Source organism: Saccharopolyspora sp. NPDC000995 (assembly GCF_053599315.1).
This window is the reverse complement of the sequence record NZ_JBSFLZ010000001.1, coordinates 217885-234940: the sequence shown is the minus strand read 5'-3', so window position 1 is coordinate 234940 and position 17056 is coordinate 217885. Positions and strand designations below refer to the sequence as shown.

The window sequence follows — 17056 nt, the reverse complement described above, 5'->3', positions numbered from 1 at the left end:
AACGAGTCACCCATATGCGGCCGCCACCCGACCGACGCGGGCGCGGTGTGATTTCCGCCGACCATCGACGCCCCAGTTTCCCCGGCAATCGCGTCCGGCCCCAGGTCGCAACGGGGTTCGGCGACTCCGCGGCAGCCGACGAGCCAGCTCCCCCGTCAACCAGCTGATCGCACTACCATCGGCGGCATGCCCCCGTCGCCCGGCCGCTCTGACGGTGCCCAGCCGGGGCGTCGGAACCGGCGCCGGCGGCGCAGGCTGCGGACCGTCGACGAGACCTCTGCCGGGGGGTTGGTGGTCGACGGCACCGAAGGCCTCGCTGCGATCATCGGGAGGCTGGACCGCAAGGGGCGACTGCTGTGGTCGCTGCCGAAGGGGCACATCGAGGCGGGCGAGAGCGCGGAGCAGACCGCGGTGCGCGAGGTCGCCGAGGAGACCGGCATCATCGGCCGGGTGTTGGCCCCGATCGGCACGATCGACTACTGGTTCGTCGCGGGCAACCGGCGCATACACAAGACCGTGCACCACTTCCTGCTGGATGCGGTGGGCGGAAAGCTTTCCGACGAGGACGTGGAGGTCACCGAGGTGGCGTGGGTGCCGCTTGGTGAACTGGACGAGATATTGGCCTACGCCGACGAGCGTCGGCTGGTGCGCCGCGCGCTGAGCCTGCGCGACGGCGGAGCGGGTGGCGCGAGCGAACGGCTCGGAGCCCGGCCGGCACGAGGTAGCGGAACGGAGCCGGGGTGAGGTTTCTGCTGGCCGCGCTGGTCGCGGTGCTGTTTTGCGCGGTAGTTCCGCTGGTCCCGGTGCCGCAGGCGGCAGCGCAGGGCGAGACCCCGACCCAGTTGGACGTGATTAAAATCACACCATCTGTGGTCGGTGTCGGATCGCCCGGCGAAGTGGTCGTCACCGGCCGGTTGACCAACACCACCGATCACCAGATCAACAACGTCGAGGCCCGCATCCAGCGCGGCAACGCGACCAGCGCCGAACCGGCCGTCCAGCGCGCGCTGCGCGAGGACCCGGCCACCGTCACGGAGCCCGCGTTCACCTCGGTCGCCACCCGGCTCGCGCCCGGCCAGCAGATCCCCGTCGAGCTCCACATCCCGCTGACCGGCGCGAACTCGCTGCAGATCAGCCAGCCCGGCGTGTATCCGCTGCTGGTCAACGTCAACGGCGCGCCCAGCGGCGGCGGCCGCGCTCGCATCGCGCAGGCCCAGTTCCTGCTGCCGGTACTCGCCCCGCCGGGCGGTACTCAGCTCCGGCCCGAGAAACCAACCGAGACCAGCATGCTGGTGCCGTTGGTTGACTACCCGCGGTTGGAGCGGGAAGCCATCGGCGGCATGCGCGCGGTGCTGGCCGACGACCAGCTGTCCACCTCGCTGGCACCCGGCGGTCGGCTCTACGACCTGGTGCAGGCGGTGAGCGACCGCGTGACGCCCGGTTCACCGCTGGGCAGCGCGTTGTGCTTCGCCGTCGACCCGGACCTGCTGATCACTGTCCAGTCCATGCAGCGCGGCTACCTGGTGCGCCAGCCCAACGGCTCGCTGGTCGAGGGTATCGGCGCCGGTGCCGCCGACCTGTGGCTGTCCAAGCTCCGCCAGGCCACCTCGGGGCGCTGCGTGATCGCGCTGCCCTACGCGGACGCGGACATCGTGGCCCTGGGCCGGGCCGGGCTACCGGACCTGGTGGACGGCGCGCTCGACGGCACCGACCTCGTGCGCAACATCCTTCGCGTCGAACCGCGCAACGTGCTCTGGCCGATCGAGGGCGTGCTGGCCGATCCTGCGATCGGCCAGAAAATGCCCCACACCGCGCTGCTGGAACCCCGGGCGCTGAACATCCCCGCCGGGTCGCTGACCCCGGTCCGGGTGCGCAACCGCGACATGAGCGCGGTCCCCGTCGACCCGTTGCTGACCAGCGCGCTCGACCCGCAACACGACACGGAGCAGACGGTCACCGCGCTGTCGCCGCCGCAGAACGGGCTGCTGTCCGTCCAGGACACGCTCGGCGCTCTGGCGTTCCGCGCGACGCAGGCCCAGGTGCCGGGCGCCACCTCGGTGCTGGCACCGCCGCGCCGCTGGAACCTCCGCGGTGACGACCTGCGCGCCCTGCTCGACGGCATGCAGCAGCTGGCGGACGCGGGGCTCATCCGGCCCACCCCGATGCCCGACCCGACCCCGAACTCCCTGCCGCAAGCCGACCTCGACTACCCGGTGGACGCCGGTTCGGCCGAGATCTCGCAGCCGGTGCTCTCCGAGCTCGCCGCGCAGAACTTCAAGGTCGGCGACCTGTACGGATCCATCCGGGAGGAGCGGTCCAGCACCGTCCGGAAGGGCGACATCACCACGCCGCTGCGCAACGGCCTGCTGCACGGCGCGTCCAGCGCGTGGCGCGGCAACCCGGAGGCCGCCCGCCGGTGGGTGGACCGGACGACCCTCACGATCGACGACGTGCTCTCGCAGGTCCACATCGAGGAGTTCGCCGGCCAGGTCACGCGGATGGACACGGCCACCAGCCCAATCCCGTTGACCGTGGTCAACGACCTGCCGATCACGGTGGTCGTCGTGTTCCGCATCCCTCGGGTGCCCGGCGTCGAGATCAAGCAGGACTTCGACGGACCCGTCACCATCCCGGCCAACAGCCGGCGCGGGTTCCAGCTGCCGGCCACGACGCAGCGGGCCGGCAAGTTCACCATCGACGTGACCCTGACCACGCAGTCGGGCACCCAATTCGGCACCACCAAGCGGATGCAGCTCGAATCCAACAACTTCGGTGCCCTGATCCCGATCCTCACCGGGAGCGCGGCCGCGCTGTTGGTGCTGATGTCGGGGCTGCGGATCGCCAAGAGGGCCCTGGCCAGGCGCCGGCGGAGGGCCGCCGGTTCGACCGACCCGGCCGCCGACTCGTCGAGGCCGTGGAACCCGGCCGAACCGGACGCGGAGCCGGGAACCGCCTCGACGGGCACGGCGGCCACGAACGGCGCGCAGCAGGACAGCACGCCCGGAACCGCCCAGATCGCCACCACCGACAGTGATCGGAACCGGAACTGAGATCCTGAGCGGGGTCACGCCTTCACTCTTAGGCGTGAGCCTCGACTGAAAGACAGGATCGGGCCGTGCACTCGGCGTGTCGACGGGCGAAGGATTTGAGGCAGTGAACCGAGACAGGGATGCCGGGCGGATGAGCGGTAACCTCGGGCCACCCAGGCCCGCGCCACGTCCGGCGCCACGCCCCGACTCAGCGCGCCCAACCGTGCCGACCCGCCGACCTGACGCCGTGCCCCAGGCGCCGGGCGTGCCGCGCGGCTGGCACGTCGCGGAGACCCAGCCGATCCCGGTGGTGCCACCGGAACCCGGCATGAGCCAGGCCGCGGAGCAGGCCACCGAGCAGACCCAGATCATCCGCCCGGTCTCGCCGGCCAAGCCGTCGCTGCTCAAGGCCAGCGGCTCGATGGCCATCGCCACCCTGATCAGCCGGATCACCGGCTTCCTGTGGAAGCTGATGCTGGCCGGGGTGATCGGCTTCGCCGTCGAGAACGACTCGTTCAACGTGGCCAACACGATGCCGAACATGCTCTTCGAGCTGCTCATCGGTGGTGTGCTGACCAGCGTCGTGGTGCCGGTGCTGGTGCGGGCCAAGAAGTCCGACGCCGACGGCGGTGAGCGGTTCGTCCAGAAGCTGATGACGCTGGCCACGGTGGTCCTGGCGCTCGGCACGCTGTTGGCGATGGTCTGCACGCCGATCTTGACCTGGGCGCTGGTCACCGAGTCCGACGCCTCCAACCGGGACCTGGTCAGCGCCTTCGCCTACCTGCTGCTGCCGCAGATCTTCTTCTACGGCATCAGCGCGCTGGTCGGCGCGATCCTGCAGGCGAAGCAGATCTTCAGCCCGCCGGCCTGGGCGCCGGTGGTGAACAACCTCGTCGTGATCGCCACGATCGGCGTCTACGTGCTGCTGCCGGGCAAGATCACGCTCGACCCGGTGTCGATGACCGACACGCACCTGCTCGTGCTGGGCATCGGTGTCACCTTCGGCGTGGTCTGCCAGGCCGCGGTGCAGGTGCCCGCGCTGCGCAAGACCGGGTTCCGCTTCCGCTGGCAGTGGGGCTGGGACTCGCGGTTGTCGGAATTCGGCGGCCTCGCGCTGTGGATGCTCGGCTACGTGGCGGTCAGCCAGGTGGGGCTTTGGGCGCTCACCCGGGTGGCCACCGGGGCCGTCGGGGGCGCCCTGTCGACCTACAACTACGTGTGGATGCTGCTGCAGCTGCCCTACGGCGTGATCGGCTTCTCCATCATGACCGCGATCCTGCCGCGAATGAGTGCCGCTGCCGCGGACGGCGACCACGCCAAGGTGATCGACGACCTGTCCCTGGGCAACCGACTGTCCGCTGTGACCTTGTTGCCGATCAGCGCGGTCATGACCGCGCTCGGCGTCCCGCTGGCGCTTGCCCTGTTCACGACGGTCAAGCCCGAATTGCTCGAGCAGGCCAACACCCTCGGCCTCGGACTGGCCGTCTCCGCGTTCGGCGTGCTGCCCTACGCGCTGACGATGATGCAGATGCGGACGTTCAACTCGTTGAACGACGCCCGCACACCCACCCTGATCATGGTCGTGATGACCGTCGCGAAGGTGTTGATGGCGTTCGCATTGCCCGCGGTGTTGGCACCCGAGCAGGTGGTGTTCGGCCTGTGCTTCGTCAATTCGTTCACGTTCGTGGTGGGCTGGTTGGTCGGTGAAGCCTGGCTGCGGCATCGCCTCGGCCCGCTGGGCAGCCGACGTTTCCTTATCACGTTGGCGAAAACGTTGACGGCTTCGGTGCTGGGTGGACTCCTCGCCTGGGCGGGCACGCTCGGCGTGGACGCGCTGATCCCCGGAACCGCCGGTGCCGGAACGGGTTGGCTGCAGTTGGTCGTCGGCTGCTTGATCGGCTTGGCCGCGATCTTCGGATTGATGTCTGTGCTGCGGGTGGCGGAACTGCAGCCCGCCATCGGGCGGCTCACCGGTTTGCTGCGTCGTCGCTGACTTCCGCGTCACGTACCCTCGTTGGCGAAGTCTCCTTCCGCGGGGGAATTAAGTGGCACGCAACCCCTGGCGGACCGGAAGGAGCGGGAGAGGGAAGGTGACCAGCAAACCCACCGAGCAGATCGCTGCGGAACGCGACGAGTCCGGCGACGAGGGTTCGACCGAGCAGGCGCTGACACCTGGCCGGGTACTGGATCACGGCCGGTACCGACTGCTCTCCGAAGTCGGTGCGGACAAACGCTGCAACGTGCAGCTGTGGCGAGCCAAGGACGGCGTGCTCGGCCGAGACGTCGCACTGACGATCCTGGTCGGCGACCGTTCGGACGCCGAGGCGGCGTCGAGCGCGCGCCGGACCCTGGAACGCGCGATGCACGCCAGCACTTTCAACCACGTCGGCGTCGCGCGGGTGCTCGACGTCGTCACGCAATCGTCCAGCGACCCGACCGGCGTGCTCGGCCTCGTGATCGCCGAGTGGACGCACGGAACCGACCTGCTCGATTTGGTCGCCGAGGGCCCGCTGCCGCCCGGCACCGCGGCGCGGCTGCTGCAGCCGCTGGCCGCCGCCGTCGAGGCGGCGCACCACGCCGGCCTGGTGCTCGGCGCCGACCACCCGCAGCGGATCCGGGTCACCCCGGACGGCGAGATCCGGATGGCCTTCCCGGGCCCGATGGCGCAGGCCACCTCCAGCGACGACGTGCGCGGCCTCGGCGCCGCGCTGTACTTGCTGCTCACCGGCCGGTGGGCGCTCGGCGACGCGCCCGAGGGCCTGCCCGCCGCGCCGACTGGACCCGACGGCAACCTGGTCGCGCCACGCACGCTGCGGCCGACCGTGCCGCTCGAGCTGTCCACGGTCGCGGTGCGCGCGCTGGGCAACCCGGACTCCACCGGCACCACCGGCGGGGTCCGCACCGGCGCGGCGGTGCTCCGCGTGCTGGAGCAGCACGCGACCTTCGAGAACAGCAGCGCATCGGCGCAGGGCGCGCAGTCGACCGAGAGCAACGAGGTCTGGCGACGAGAAGACCCCAAGCCGGACAAGGCGAAGCGCAAGAAGCTGATGATCAGCGTCGGCGTGCTCGCGGTGGCCACGCTGCTGGTGGTCGGCTGGATCGCGGCATCCCTGATCGGCATGTTCACCGAGACCAACACCGGCCACAACACCGGCCAGGTCATCGGCGAAACCGGCAACCACCCCGGCGCTCAGCAGCAACCCAACGAGCAGCCGCAGGCGCCCGCGACCCCGGTGAAGATCACCGCCGGCACCTCGTTCAACACCAGCGGCGATGCGGACGCCCCGCAACGCATCCCGAACCTCTTCGACGGCAACCCGGGCACCTGGTGGTCAACGTTCGACTACAAGCAGCAGCTCGGCCCAGGCGGTATCAGCAACGGCACCGGCGCAGTGCTGACGCTGGATCACGCCGCCGTGCTCCGGGAAGTGTTGATCAACTCGCAGAGCGCAGGCACCAAGGTGGAGATCCGGCAGGTCAACGGCACGCCGAGCATGGACGGCAAACTGCTCGGGTCCGCGGTGCTCAACGCCGGCGACACCTCGATCCCGATCCACGCCGACTCGCCAACTCATCAGATCCTGGTGGTGATCACCCAGCTGGTCCCCAACAACGGCGGGTTCGCCTCGCAGATCAACGAGGTGAAGGTCAGCGCAAGCGCGGCCTGACGGTCGTGGTGCGGACTCGGGCACGGCGCCCGGCTCCCACCACGACTACTGACCTGGCCAGATCCGCCGCTGGTCAATGTGGCGGGTGTGCCGGTTCACAAGAACAGTAAAGTTCTGTTCCGTGTCTGTCCCCGTCAGCTCGGACGCCGAACTCATAGCGGCGCATACCAACGGAGATCCACATGCGTTCTCCGAGCTCTTCCGCCGACATCGGGATCGGCTGTGGGCAGTGGCGCTGCGAACCATGCGCGACCACGAAGACGCCGCCGATGCGCTTCAGGACGCCATGATCTCGGCATTCCGCAACGCTTCGTCGTTCCGCGCCGAATCCCAGGTGACCACCTGGCTGCACCGGATCGTGGTGAACGCCTGCCTGGACCGGATACGCCGCCGCCAGGCCCGGCCGACCGTACCGCTGCCGGAAACCGGCCCGACCGAACCGGCTGTTGTCCGCGACGCCATCGATGAGCAGGACACCAAGATGGCCGTCCAGGAGGCACTAGCCGAACTTCCCGAAGATCAACGCTCCGCGATCGTGCTGGTGGACGTGGAGGGATACTCCGTGGCAGAGACAGCAGCGATCTTGGGGGTTGCGCAGGGAACCATCAAGAGCCGGTGCGCGCGCGGGCGAGCCAAACTCGCCAAACTTCTGGGACACCTGCGGAACCCAAGTGCAGATGCGAACGTCCCAGATGACGCGATGGCCATGCGTCAACGGGAGGGACGATGAGTGGTGAACAACGGCGCACGGGGGCGCCGCAGGGGCCACCGTGGTCCCTGGACCTGCTGGCCGATCTCCACGCCGGAGTGCTGGACCAGCAGACCGCCGATCAACTGCGCGTCCAGGTACGGGACGACCCGGAGGCCGCAGAGGTACTGGCGGCGTTGGACGCCACTAGCGCAGACCTGGCGGCGCTGCCGCCGCTGACGATCCCCGACGACGTTTCGGCTCGCATCGACGCCGCGTTGGAGAACGAGGTCCGGGCCTGGTCCCAGCTGCAGGCCGCCGCTGCACCGCAGGCCGAACCCGTCACACCGCCCGCCCAGCAGGGCGGCCAGGTGATCGACTTCGCCGCGGCCAAGCGGCGCCGCCGGAGGCGGTTCACGCTCGGCGCCGGAGGGATAGGGGTGGCCGCCGCGGCCGCCGCCGTGGTGTTCTCGGTCCTGCCGAGCAACACGGACACCTCAGGCAGCAGCAACCAGGCGCAGCCGCAGCCGACCGCGACCGGCGGGGCACCGGCGCCACTGGCGCTGCAGGGGGAGCAGGTCACGCTCAACGGCGAGCAATTCGGCGAGATCATGAAGTCCGAGCAGTACAGCAGCGCGCTGGCGGACCCGCAGCGGCTCATCGGCTGTCTGCAGTCCAACGGCGTCAACAGCGGCAAACCGCTGGGCGCGCGGGAGATAACGCTCAACGGTAAACCCGCCCAACTGCTGGTTCTGCAAGGCGGTGCCATCGGCAAGTTCCGCCTTTTAGCGGTCGGCCCCGAGTGCGGCCCGGGCAACCCAGCCAAGATCTCGGACTCCACCTTCGGCGGCTAGGGCTCATCCGGCGGTGCGAGTACGACCCGCACCCGCACCGCCGGCCTCACCGACTCCCGATCCGTGGGACGGGGGTCGGCTCCGCTGTGCCCTCCGGCACGGCGTCTCCATGATCGGGAACAGACCCGAATAGGATCGCGTTGAGCCGGATACGGTCGCGCGCCGAGCGCGGCGGAGACGCTACGACGGAAGGGGCGCGGTGACTGGCGACGTCCGCAACGTGATCATCGTGGGCTCTGGCCCTGCCGGGTACACCGCTGCGGTGTACGCCGCACGGGCGGAGCTCGAACCACTCGTCTTCGAGGGCACCCAGTTCGGTGGCGCGTTGATGACCACCACCGACGTGGAGAACTTCCCGGGCTTCTCCAACGGGATCATGGGCCCGGATCTGATGGAGCAGATGCGTTCTCAGGCGCAGCGCTTCGGTGCCGAGCTGCGGGCCGAGGACGTCGAACGCCTCGACCTGCGGCCAGGGGAAGAAGGCGCCGCCGTCAAGTCCGTGTTCGCAGGCGGCGTGGAGTACCGCGCCAAGGCGGTCATCCTCGCGATGGGCGCCGCCGCGCGCTACCTCGACGTCCCGGGTGAGGAGCGCCTGCTCGGCCACGGGGTGTCCGCCTGCGCCACCTGCGACGGCTTCTTCTTCCGCGACCAGGACATCGCCGTCATCGGCGGCGGTGACTCGGCGATGGAGGAGGCCACCTTCCTGACCCGCTTCGCCCGGTCCGTGACGATCATCCACCGCCGCGAGGAGTTCCGCGCCTCCAAGATCATGCTGGAGCGGGCCCGGGCCAACGAGAAGATCAAGTGGCTGACCAACAAGGCGGTCACCGAGGTCGTCGGCGACAACGCCGTCAGCGCCCTGTTGCTGCGCGACACGGTCACCGGCGAGGCCTCCGAGCTGGACGTGACCGGCATGTTCGTCGCGATCGGCCACGACCCGCGCAGCCAGCTGGTGCGCGACCAGGTCACCGTGGACGCCGAGGGCTACGTGCAGGTCCAGCAGCCCACCACGCACACCGGCATCCCCGGCGTGTTCGCCGCGGGCGACCTGGTTGACCACACCTACCGGCAGGCGATCACCGCGGCCGGTTCCGGATGCTCCGCCGCCATGGATGCCGAGCGCTGGCTCGCTGAGCACGACGTGCCCGAGGCCGAGGTGGCCGCCGAGCTCGTCGGTGGCGGCTACGGGCCCGGCTCGGCGAACTGACTCCAGGCAGCACCAAACCGATAGGGAGTAGGAACATGGCCGACACCAACACGGTGGTCGTTGACGAGAAGACGTTCAAGGAAAAGGTCCTGGACAGCGACAAGCCGGTCCTGGTCGACTTCTGGGCCACCTGGTGCGGTCCGTGCAAGATGGTCGCCCCGGTGCTGGAGCAGATCGCCGACGAGCACAAGGACAAGATCACCGTCGCGAAGCTGGACATCGACGCCAACCCCAGCCTGCAGCGCGACTACCAGGTGATGTCCATCCCGACCCTGCTGCTGTTCAAAGACGGGCAGCCGGTCAAGCAGATCGTCGGCGCCAAGCCGAAGGCGGCACTGGAGTCGGACCTGTCCGAGTACCTGTGAAATCGGACTCCATCTGACGCAACCGAATAACGCGGTCCCGCCGTCTCGTCGATAGGACAGTGACGGCGGGATCGTGTATTAGCGCACCGAACAAGATCACCCACCCACGGACCGTTGTCGCACGTCCACCCCGGTGGTCGTGGGCCGCAGCGCCGGGTCCCGGTGCACAAGGCACAATGACCCGACGGGTCCTCCTTCCGGACCCTGCACGCAGAACGGGAATCCGGGACACACCCGGCCATCCTTCGCGTCGGTGCCAGTACCGGCGCCTGAATCGAGCGAGGAGTGCATGCAGCTGCTCCACCGCGGTGACGTCGGTCCGGCCGTTTCCGAGATCAAGAACACCCTTGCGGCGTTGGGTCTGCTTCCCGCCAACACCCGGACGGGACCGTCGATCTTCGACGACGCGGTGGAACAAGCGGTTCGGGTCTTCCAACAGCAACGCGGGCTGATCACCGACGGCGTCGTGGGCACGGCGACCTACCGGGCGCTGACGGACGCGCGCTGGCGGCTCGGCGACCGGTCGCTGGCCTTCCTGGTGTCCAAGCCGATCAGCGGCGACGACGTCTTCGCGCTGCAGGAGCGGCTGCTGGAGCTGGGCTTCGACGCGGGCCGCCCGGACGGCATCTTCGGTCGGGAGACTGAGCAGGCGCTGCGCAGCTTCCAGCGCGACTACGGGCTGAACCCCGACGGCATCTGTGGGCCGGGCACGCTGCGGGCGCTCAAGCAGCTCGCGCCGAAGGTCCGCGGCGGGCGGCCGGTGTTCCTGCGCGAGCAGGAGAAGGTGCGGCGCGCGGGGCCCCGGCTGCGCGGCAAGCGGATCGTGATCGACCCGGGCCACGGCGGCGCGGACCGCGGGGTGCACATCGGCAACGTGCACGAGGCCGACCTGACCTGGGACCTGGCCCGCCGGTTGGAAGGCCGGATGGTCGCCACCGGGATGGAGGCCCTGATCACCCGCGGGCCCAACGCCAGCCCACCGGACGCCGACCGGGCCGGCTTCGCTAACGAGGCCGGCGCCGACATGTTCCTGTCGCTGCACATCGACGCCAACCAGTCGCCGCTGGCGGAGGGCGTGGCGAGCTTCCACTTCGGCACCGGCAACGGCACCACGTCGACCGTGGGGGAGGCGCTGGCGGGCTTCCTGCAGCGTGAGATCGTGGCCCGGACGGGGCTGCGCGACTGCCACACCCACCCCAAGACCTGGGACGTGCTGCGGCTGACCCGGATGCCCGCGGTGCGGATGGAGATCGGCTACCTGACCAACGCCCGGGACCGCAGTCGGCTGTTGGACCCGGCGTTCCGGGACGTCGTCGCGGAGGGCCTGCTGGTCGCGGTGAAGCGGCTGTATCTGCTGGGCAAGGACGACCAGCCGACGGGCACGTTCACCTTCGACGACCTGCTGCGCCACGAACTCGCCCGCGCCGAGGGTGCCTGACCCCGCTAGTTCACCGCGGTGGATTTGTCGACTTGGTGACTTCTCGACTCGGCCGCCCTGTCCGGCCGGTCAGGCGCCGCCTACGACCGGTTCGGCCGTCTTGATCGTCACCGAGCTCAACAGCCGCTCCAGCGCCGCCTCCACGTCTTCCTTCCAGGAGATCGCGGTGCGCAGCTCAAGCCGCATCCTGGGCCACTTGGGGTGCGCGCGGACGGTCTTGAAGCCGACCTGCTGCAGGAAGCCCGCCGGGATCACGCAGCTCTCGGCGGAGCCCGCCAGGTCGCCGAAGGCCTCCACGGCCTTCACCCCGCGCCGGGTCAGGTCCTTCGCCACGTTCTGCACCAGAATCCGCCCTAGCCCGCCGTCCGCGAACTCCGGCAGCACGCGCAGCGCGGTCAGCAACACCGCGTCCGCGCTCACCGGGGCTGTGGGGAATGCGCTGGAGCGCGGCACGGCCGCAGGCGGCGCGTACATCGCGTACCCCGCCGGAACGCCGTCCACGTAGACGATGCGGCCGCACGAACCCCACTCCAGCAGCACGCTGGAGACCCAAGCTTCCTTCTCCAGTTCGGTCTCGCCGAACTCCTCGGCCTGCTCCCGGATGTGCGGCGCCAACTCCCAGAAAACGCATCGGCGACACCGCTGGGGCAGGTGGTCGAGGTTGTCCAGCGTGACGCCGACGACGCGTCGCGACACCTGACCTCCTGGAAAACCCGCACGAACCCGCGCGCATGCGACGGGATGCCGCCAGGATAAGCCGCCGCAGCCCGGCTCCGGAACCCACAGCGCACTCCACCAGCAACCCAATGGAGTGAGATCGCTTACCACCGACCAACCGATCACAAGAGCGCCGCCACCACCAGCGCCACCGGAACAACCGCAACAGCGACACTTGAACGGATGCGCTCAAAGCTGTCGCAAGCGGCGAAGCGCGAGTCGGGGATCCCGGCGTCAAGAGAGCCCCTGAGATCCCGCCACTCACACCGCTACGCGCACCGCCGCGCGGAACTAATCGGAGACCCCTTTTTGCGAGGTGCTCGTTACATGTTGGGTGGGTTGTGACGATAGGCCCTATAGAATCGCCCGATCGTCCCCACGGGGATGAGCAGAGCGCACAACCGAAACCGGAGCGCGATATGTCGGACCACGGAAGCCAGCCGGCCACGCCGGGACAGCCCAGCCCGCCCGAAAAGCCCGCACGCAACCTGGACGCGTACCGGGCGCACTACGCGGAGCGGACCACCGGGATGACTGCTTCCGAGATCCGAGCTCTCTTCGCCGTCGCCAGCCGCCCCGAGGTGGTCTCGCTCGCCGGCGGCATGCCGAACCTCGCCGCGCTACCGCTGGACTCGCTGGCCGCCGAGGTCGCCCGCCTCATCTCCGTCGACGGCCAGGTCGCGCTGCAGTACGGATCCGCGCACGGGGTACCGGAGCTGCGCGAACAGATCTGCGAGGTCATGGCGCTGGAAGGGATCACCGCCCACCCGGACGACGTGATGGTCACCGCGGGCTCCCAGATGGCCCTGGACATGGTCACGCGCATCTTCTGCGACCCGGGCGACGTCATCCTCGCCGAAGGCCCGTCCTACGTCGGCGCGCTCGGCTCCTTCGCCGCATACCAGGCCGAGGTCGTGCACATCGCGATGGATGAGGACGGCCTGCAGCCCGACGCGTTGCGCCAGGCCATCGCCAACGTGACCGCGCAGGGCAAGCGGATCAAGTTTCTTTACACCATTCCCAACTTCCACAACCCGGGCGGCATCACGCTAGCCCTGCCGCGGCGCTCCGAGATCCTGGAGATCTGCGCCCAGCACGGCATCCTCGTGGTGGAAGACAACCCGTACGGCCTGCTCGGCTTCGACGGCCAGCCACACCCCGCGCTGCGCAGCATGGATGCGGACAACGTCGTCTACCTCGGCTCGTTCTCCAAGACGTTCGCCTCCGGCCTGCGCGTCGGCTGGGTACTGGCGCCGCACGCGATCCGGGAGAAGCTGGTGCTGACCGCCGAGTCGGCCACGCTGTGCCCGCCCACGCTGAACCAGATGATCGTGTCCCGCTACCTGAGCACGCACGACTGGCAGGGGCAGATCAAGATCTTCCAAGAGCAGTACCGGGAACGGCGCGACGCGATGCTCAGCGCGCTGGATCAGTACATGCCGGCGGATTGCACGTGGACGCGCCCCGACGGCGGCTTCTTCGTCTGGCTCACCGTGCCAAAGGGCGTGGACACCAAGGCGATGCTGCCCCGCGCGGTGACCCAGCGGGTCGCGTACGTGTCGGGCACCGGGTTCTACCGCGACGGGTTCGGCAGCCAGCAGATGCGCTTGTCGTTCTGCTACCCGACGCCGGAGCGGATCCGCGAGGGCGTCCGACGACTGGCCAACACGCTGACCGAGGAGATGGAGCTGGTCCGCACCTTCGGCACGGTGCCCCAGCGCAGCGTCCCGGGCCCGCAGGCTCCGTCGCCCGACACCGCGTAGAGTTTTCGCCGAATCCTGGCAGGAAAGGGTTCGCTGGCTGGATTGCGGAGGTGGTCCCGCGGCGGGTTCTCAGACGCTGCCTCGACTGCGGGATCAGATCCCCGACTTGCGTATGACCAAATGCGCGGCATCGGGGCTGACCTCGGGAGGCGACGTCTGAGAACCCGTGGTGGTGCCGGTTGCGTGTGTTGCGAACGGCGGCTTCGCCACTTGCCTGACGTCACAGTGCGGTGGGGCACCTCGCGCCTTTCGGTCCGCGTGGTCTGCAAACGAGAAACAGTCCACTGTGCACCAGGAGTTTTCCTGAGCACAGTGGACTACTACTTTCCAGGGGTGTGTTGAGTGTCTGATCGCTGGGTTGCCGTGCTCGCAGGGGGGCTGTCGCACGAGCGCGAGGTGTCGCTGCGCTCGGGGCGCCGTTTATCCGCCGCACTGCGTTCGGTCGGCATGACCGTGGCGGAGTGGGATGCCGACGCCCGGCTGCTGTCCCGCATCGAACAGGAGCGCCCCGACGCGGTCGTGGTCGCACTGCACGGCGGGGAAGGTGAAAACGGCGCGGTGCAGGCCGTGCTGGACATGGTCCGTGTCCCGTACGTCGGCACCGGCCCGCATGCTTGCCGCCGGGCTTGGGACAAGCCGACCGCCAAGGCCGAGCTGGCGCGCTCCGGGCTTGCCACGCCGGACTGGGTTGCGTTGCCGCATGCAACGTTCCGCGAACTCGGCGCGCAGGCCGTGCTGGACGCGCTCGTGGCCAAACTCGGGCTGCCGTTGATGCTCAAGCCGGACCAGGGCGGGTCGGCGCTGGGCGCGCACGTAGTGCGCGACTCCGCCGAGCTCCCCGCGGCGATGGTGGGCGCGCTGTCCTACGGCGACGCGGTGCTCGTCGAGCAGTTCGTCGAGGGGACCGAGGTGGCGATCACCGTCATCGACGGGCCGGATGGGCCGGAGGCGTTGCCCGCAGTGCAGATCGAGCCGGCGGACGGGGTTTACGACTACACCGCCCGCTATACCGCAGGGCTCACCAGCTACCACGCACCTGCCGAGGTCCCGGCCGAAGCCGCCGCCGCTGCGGGTGAGCTGGCTATCGCCGCACATCGACTGCTCGGGCTCCGCGACGTCTCGCGGACGGATGCGATCATCGACCGGAACGGGACGCCGCACTTCCTGGAAGTCAACGTGTCGCCCGGACTGACCGAGACCTCGCTGCTGCCGATGGCGGTCGAGGCCGCCGGGCGGTCACTGGGGGAGGTCTTCGCGATGCTCGTCGAGCGGGCGATCGCACGATCGCGATGATCCGCTGTTTCACGTGAAACAAGGGCCGGTCTCCGTCGGAGGCCGGCCCTTTCTGTTCCGCAAGCAGCGGTTACATTTTAGTGTTTTTTAACTACTTAAAGTAAGTGTCACCGTGACGAAAGGGCTCGGTGTCATTGCTCGCGGAACTGCGACGCTTGATCACCCAAGATCAACTCTGCGAGGCGCTCGAGATCGTCGACCGACCCGAACTCGACGACGATCCGCCCCTTCCGCTGACCGCGCTCCACCTTGACCCTGGTGTCGAAGTGGTTCGACAGCCGGTCTGCCAACCGGTCGAAGCCAGGGGCCTGGATCGGCTTCTTCGCTGCCGCCTTCTCCTTCGCCGGGCCCTCCGACTTCTGGAGCGTCACCGCCTCCTCCGTCGCCCGGACCGACATGCCCTCCGCGACGATCCGCTTGGCCAGATCCTCCTGGGCCCCGGCATCGTCCAGGCCGAGCAGCGCGCGGGCATGCCCGGCCGAGAGCACCCCGGCCGCTACCCGACGCTGCACCACCATCGGCAGCCGCAGCAGCCGGATGGTGTTGGTGATGACCGGGCGACTGCGGCCAATACGGTCAGCCAACTCGTCGTGCGTCACGCCGAACTCTTCCAGCAGCTGCTGGTAGGCCGACGCCTCTTCGAGCGGGTTGAGCTGAACCCGGTGGATGTTCTCCAGCAGCGCGTCCCGGAGCAGCTCGTCGTCCTGCGTCTTGCGGACGATCGCCGGAATGAACTCCAGCCCGGCCAACTGGGAGGCACGCCACCGGCGCTCGCCCATGATCAGCTCGAACTGGTCGGCCTCCAACTCGCGCACCACGATGGGCTGCATCAGGCCGAACTCACGGATGGAGTGCTGCAGCTCCTGCAGCGCCACCTCGTCGAAGACCTGGCGCGGCTGCTTGGGGTTCGGCGTGATCGAAGAGATGGCGATCTCGCGGTAGACCGCGCCAGCCACGATCGCGCCGGTTTCACGTGAAACCGGCTCCGGCGCGGGTTCGGCGGGCTTCGGTCCGCGCAGCACCGGGCTGCGCAGCGCAGCGCCGTCGACACCCGTCTGGGGAGCGCCTGCCGGGGGACCGCTGGGTATCAGCGCGGCAATGCCGCGGCCAAGACCACCTCGACGCTCGGTCATGCTGTCTTCCTCTCGGCACCCCGCTCGGCGATCTCCCGAGCGGCATCCAGGTAGCTCATCGACCCGCGCGAACCGGGGTCGTACGTCAGGACCGTCTGGCCGAAGCCTGGCGCCTCGGAGATCTTCACGCTCCGCGGGATGACCGTTCGCAGCGCCAGGTCCCCGAAGTGGCCGCGAACCTCGGCGGTCACCTGGTCCGCCAGCTTGGTGCGCCCGTCGTACATGGTCAACAGGATCGTCGACACCCAGAGCGCAGGGTTGAGGTGTGCCTGCACCAGCTCGATGTTGCGCAGCAACTGGCCCAGCCCCTCCAGCGCGTAGTACTCGCACTGGATCGGGATCAGCACCTCGTGCGCGGCGACCAACGCGTTCACCGTGAGCAGCCCCAGCGACGGCGGGCAGTCGATGAAGACGTAGTCGGGCGCGAGCTGGTCCACCACCTCGGAGTTCAGCGCCTCCTTCAGCCTGCCCTCGCGCGCCACCATGGTGACGAGCTCGATCTCCGAGCCCGCCAGGTCGATCGTTGCCGGCACGCACCACAGGTTCTTCGACTGGGTGCTTTGCGCCGCCGCGTCGGCGATGCTGATCTCACCGAGCAGGACCTCGTACACCGACGGAACGCCGGAGCGGTGCTCGACACCCAGCGCAGTACTCGCGTTGCCCTGCGGGTCGAGGTCGATGACCAACACGGTTAGCCCGTGCAACGCCAACCCCGCCGCGAGGTTCACCGTGCTCGTCGTCTTGCCGACGCCGCCCTTCTGGTTGGCCACGGTGATGATCCGCCGATGGGTGGGGCGGGGGAGTTCCAGGGCTTCCGGGTGCAGCACCCGGGTCGCCCGCTGGGCCTCCTCCATGATTGGGGTCCAGCCGATGTCGTCCTTGCCGAAGCTGCTCATCGACG

Annotated in this window: 14 protein-coding genes; 11 read left to right on the top strand and 3 right to left on the bottom strand. The window is 69.1% G+C overall.

Translation table 11 applies throughout. The features are described from left to right. The first annotated feature begins 186 nt into the window (after positions 1-186). The 9 genes from ACWDKQ_RS01150 to ACWDKQ_RS01110 all read left to right on the top strand — a co-directional run bounded on the left by ACWDKQ_RS01150 (position 187) and on the right by ACWDKQ_RS01110 (position 11249). Positions 187-744: an NUDIX hydrolase gene (locus ACWDKQ_RS01150; protein WP_450136731.1), complete on the top strand. Its 558-nt coding sequence runs from the start codon at positions 187-189 to the stop codon at positions 742-744. Then, entirely contained in the window at positions 741-3050 is a 2310-nt protein-coding gene (locus ACWDKQ_RS01145; protein ID WP_450136730.1) for a DUF6049 family protein, read from the top strand. The genes ACWDKQ_RS01150 and ACWDKQ_RS01145 overlap by 4 nt, the downstream gene beginning before the upstream one ends. A gap of 226 nt (positions 3051-3276) precedes the next feature. Further along, the gene (gene murJ / locus ACWDKQ_RS01140) at positions 3277-5022 is read left to right on the top strand and encodes a murein biosynthesis integral membrane protein MurJ (RefSeq protein ID WP_450136729.1); all 1746 of its coding nucleotides are present in this window, start codon (positions 3277-3279) and stop codon (positions 5020-5022) included. A 97-nt stretch (positions 5023-5119) separates the two neighbouring features. Beyond that, entirely contained in the window at positions 5120-6697 is a 1578-nt protein-coding gene (locus ACWDKQ_RS01135; RefSeq protein WP_450136728.1) for a protein kinase family protein, read from the top strand. A 121-nt stretch (positions 6698-6818) separates the two neighbouring features. Continuing rightward, positions 6819-7427, top strand: a complete 609-nt coding sequence (gene sigM, locus ACWDKQ_RS01130) for an RNA polymerase sigma factor SigM (RefSeq protein WP_450136727.1) — start codon at positions 6819-6821, stop codon at positions 7425-7427. Continuing rightward, positions 7424-8239, top strand: coding sequence for a hypothetical protein (locus ACWDKQ_RS01125; RefSeq protein WP_450136726.1), 816 nt, complete (start codon positions 7424-7426; stop codon positions 8237-8239). The genes sigM and ACWDKQ_RS01125 overlap by 4 nt, the downstream gene beginning before the upstream one ends. A 199-nt stretch (positions 8240-8438) precedes the next feature. Then, positions 8439-9446, top strand: a complete 1008-nt coding sequence (gene trxB / locus ACWDKQ_RS01120; protein ID WP_450136725.1) for a thioredoxin-disulfide reductase — start codon at positions 8439-8441, stop codon at positions 9444-9446. A gap of 35 nt (positions 9447-9481) precedes the next feature. After that, a complete protein-coding gene (gene trxA / locus ACWDKQ_RS01115; RefSeq protein WP_450136724.1) occupies positions 9482-9811 on the top strand; it encodes a thioredoxin in 330 nt (109 codons plus the stop codon). A 289-nt stretch (positions 9812-10100) separates the two neighbouring features. After that, complete coding sequence (locus ACWDKQ_RS01110) at positions 10101-11249, top strand: N-acetylmuramoyl-L-alanine amidase (protein WP_450136723.1); 1149 nt, start codon at positions 10101-10103, stop codon at positions 11247-11249. Between the two features lie 69 nt (positions 11250-11318). On the opposite strand, the gene ACWDKQ_RS01105 is transcribed toward ACWDKQ_RS01110, so the two are convergent. Beyond that, positions 11319-11945 (bottom strand): GNAT family N-acetyltransferase, encoded by a 627-nt coding sequence (locus ACWDKQ_RS01105; RefSeq protein WP_450136722.1) that lies wholly within the window; start codon positions 11943-11945, stop codon positions 11319-11321. A 440-nt stretch (positions 11946-12385) separates the two neighbouring features. Here ACWDKQ_RS01105 and ACWDKQ_RS01100 point away from each other — a divergent pair, with 440 nt between their 5' ends. Then, positions 12386-13729 carry an aminotransferase-like domain-containing protein gene (locus ACWDKQ_RS01100; RefSeq protein ID WP_450136721.1) on the top strand — a complete coding sequence of 448 codons (1344 nt, stop codon included), beginning with the start codon at positions 12386-12388 and terminating at the stop codon, positions 13727-13729. 342 nt (positions 13730-14071) lie between these two features. Further along, positions 14072-15022 (top strand): D-alanine--D-alanine ligase family protein, encoded by a 951-nt coding sequence (locus tag ACWDKQ_RS01095; RefSeq protein ID WP_450136720.1) that lies wholly within the window; start codon positions 14072-14074, stop codon positions 15020-15022. A 131-nt stretch (positions 15023-15153) separates the two neighbouring features. Here ACWDKQ_RS01095 and ACWDKQ_RS01090 read toward each other — a convergent pair whose 3' ends face one another. Next, on the bottom strand, positions 15154-16155 hold the full coding sequence (locus tag ACWDKQ_RS01090) for a ParB/RepB/Spo0J family partition protein (protein ID WP_450136719.1): 1002 nt from the start codon (positions 16153-16155) through the stop codon (positions 15154-15156). Next, a complete protein-coding gene (locus ACWDKQ_RS01085; protein WP_450136718.1) occupies positions 16152-17051 on the bottom strand; it encodes a ParA family protein in 900 nt (299 codons plus the stop codon). The genes ACWDKQ_RS01090 and ACWDKQ_RS01085 overlap by 4 nt, the downstream gene beginning before the upstream one ends. Positions 17052-17056 lie beyond the last annotated feature (5 nt).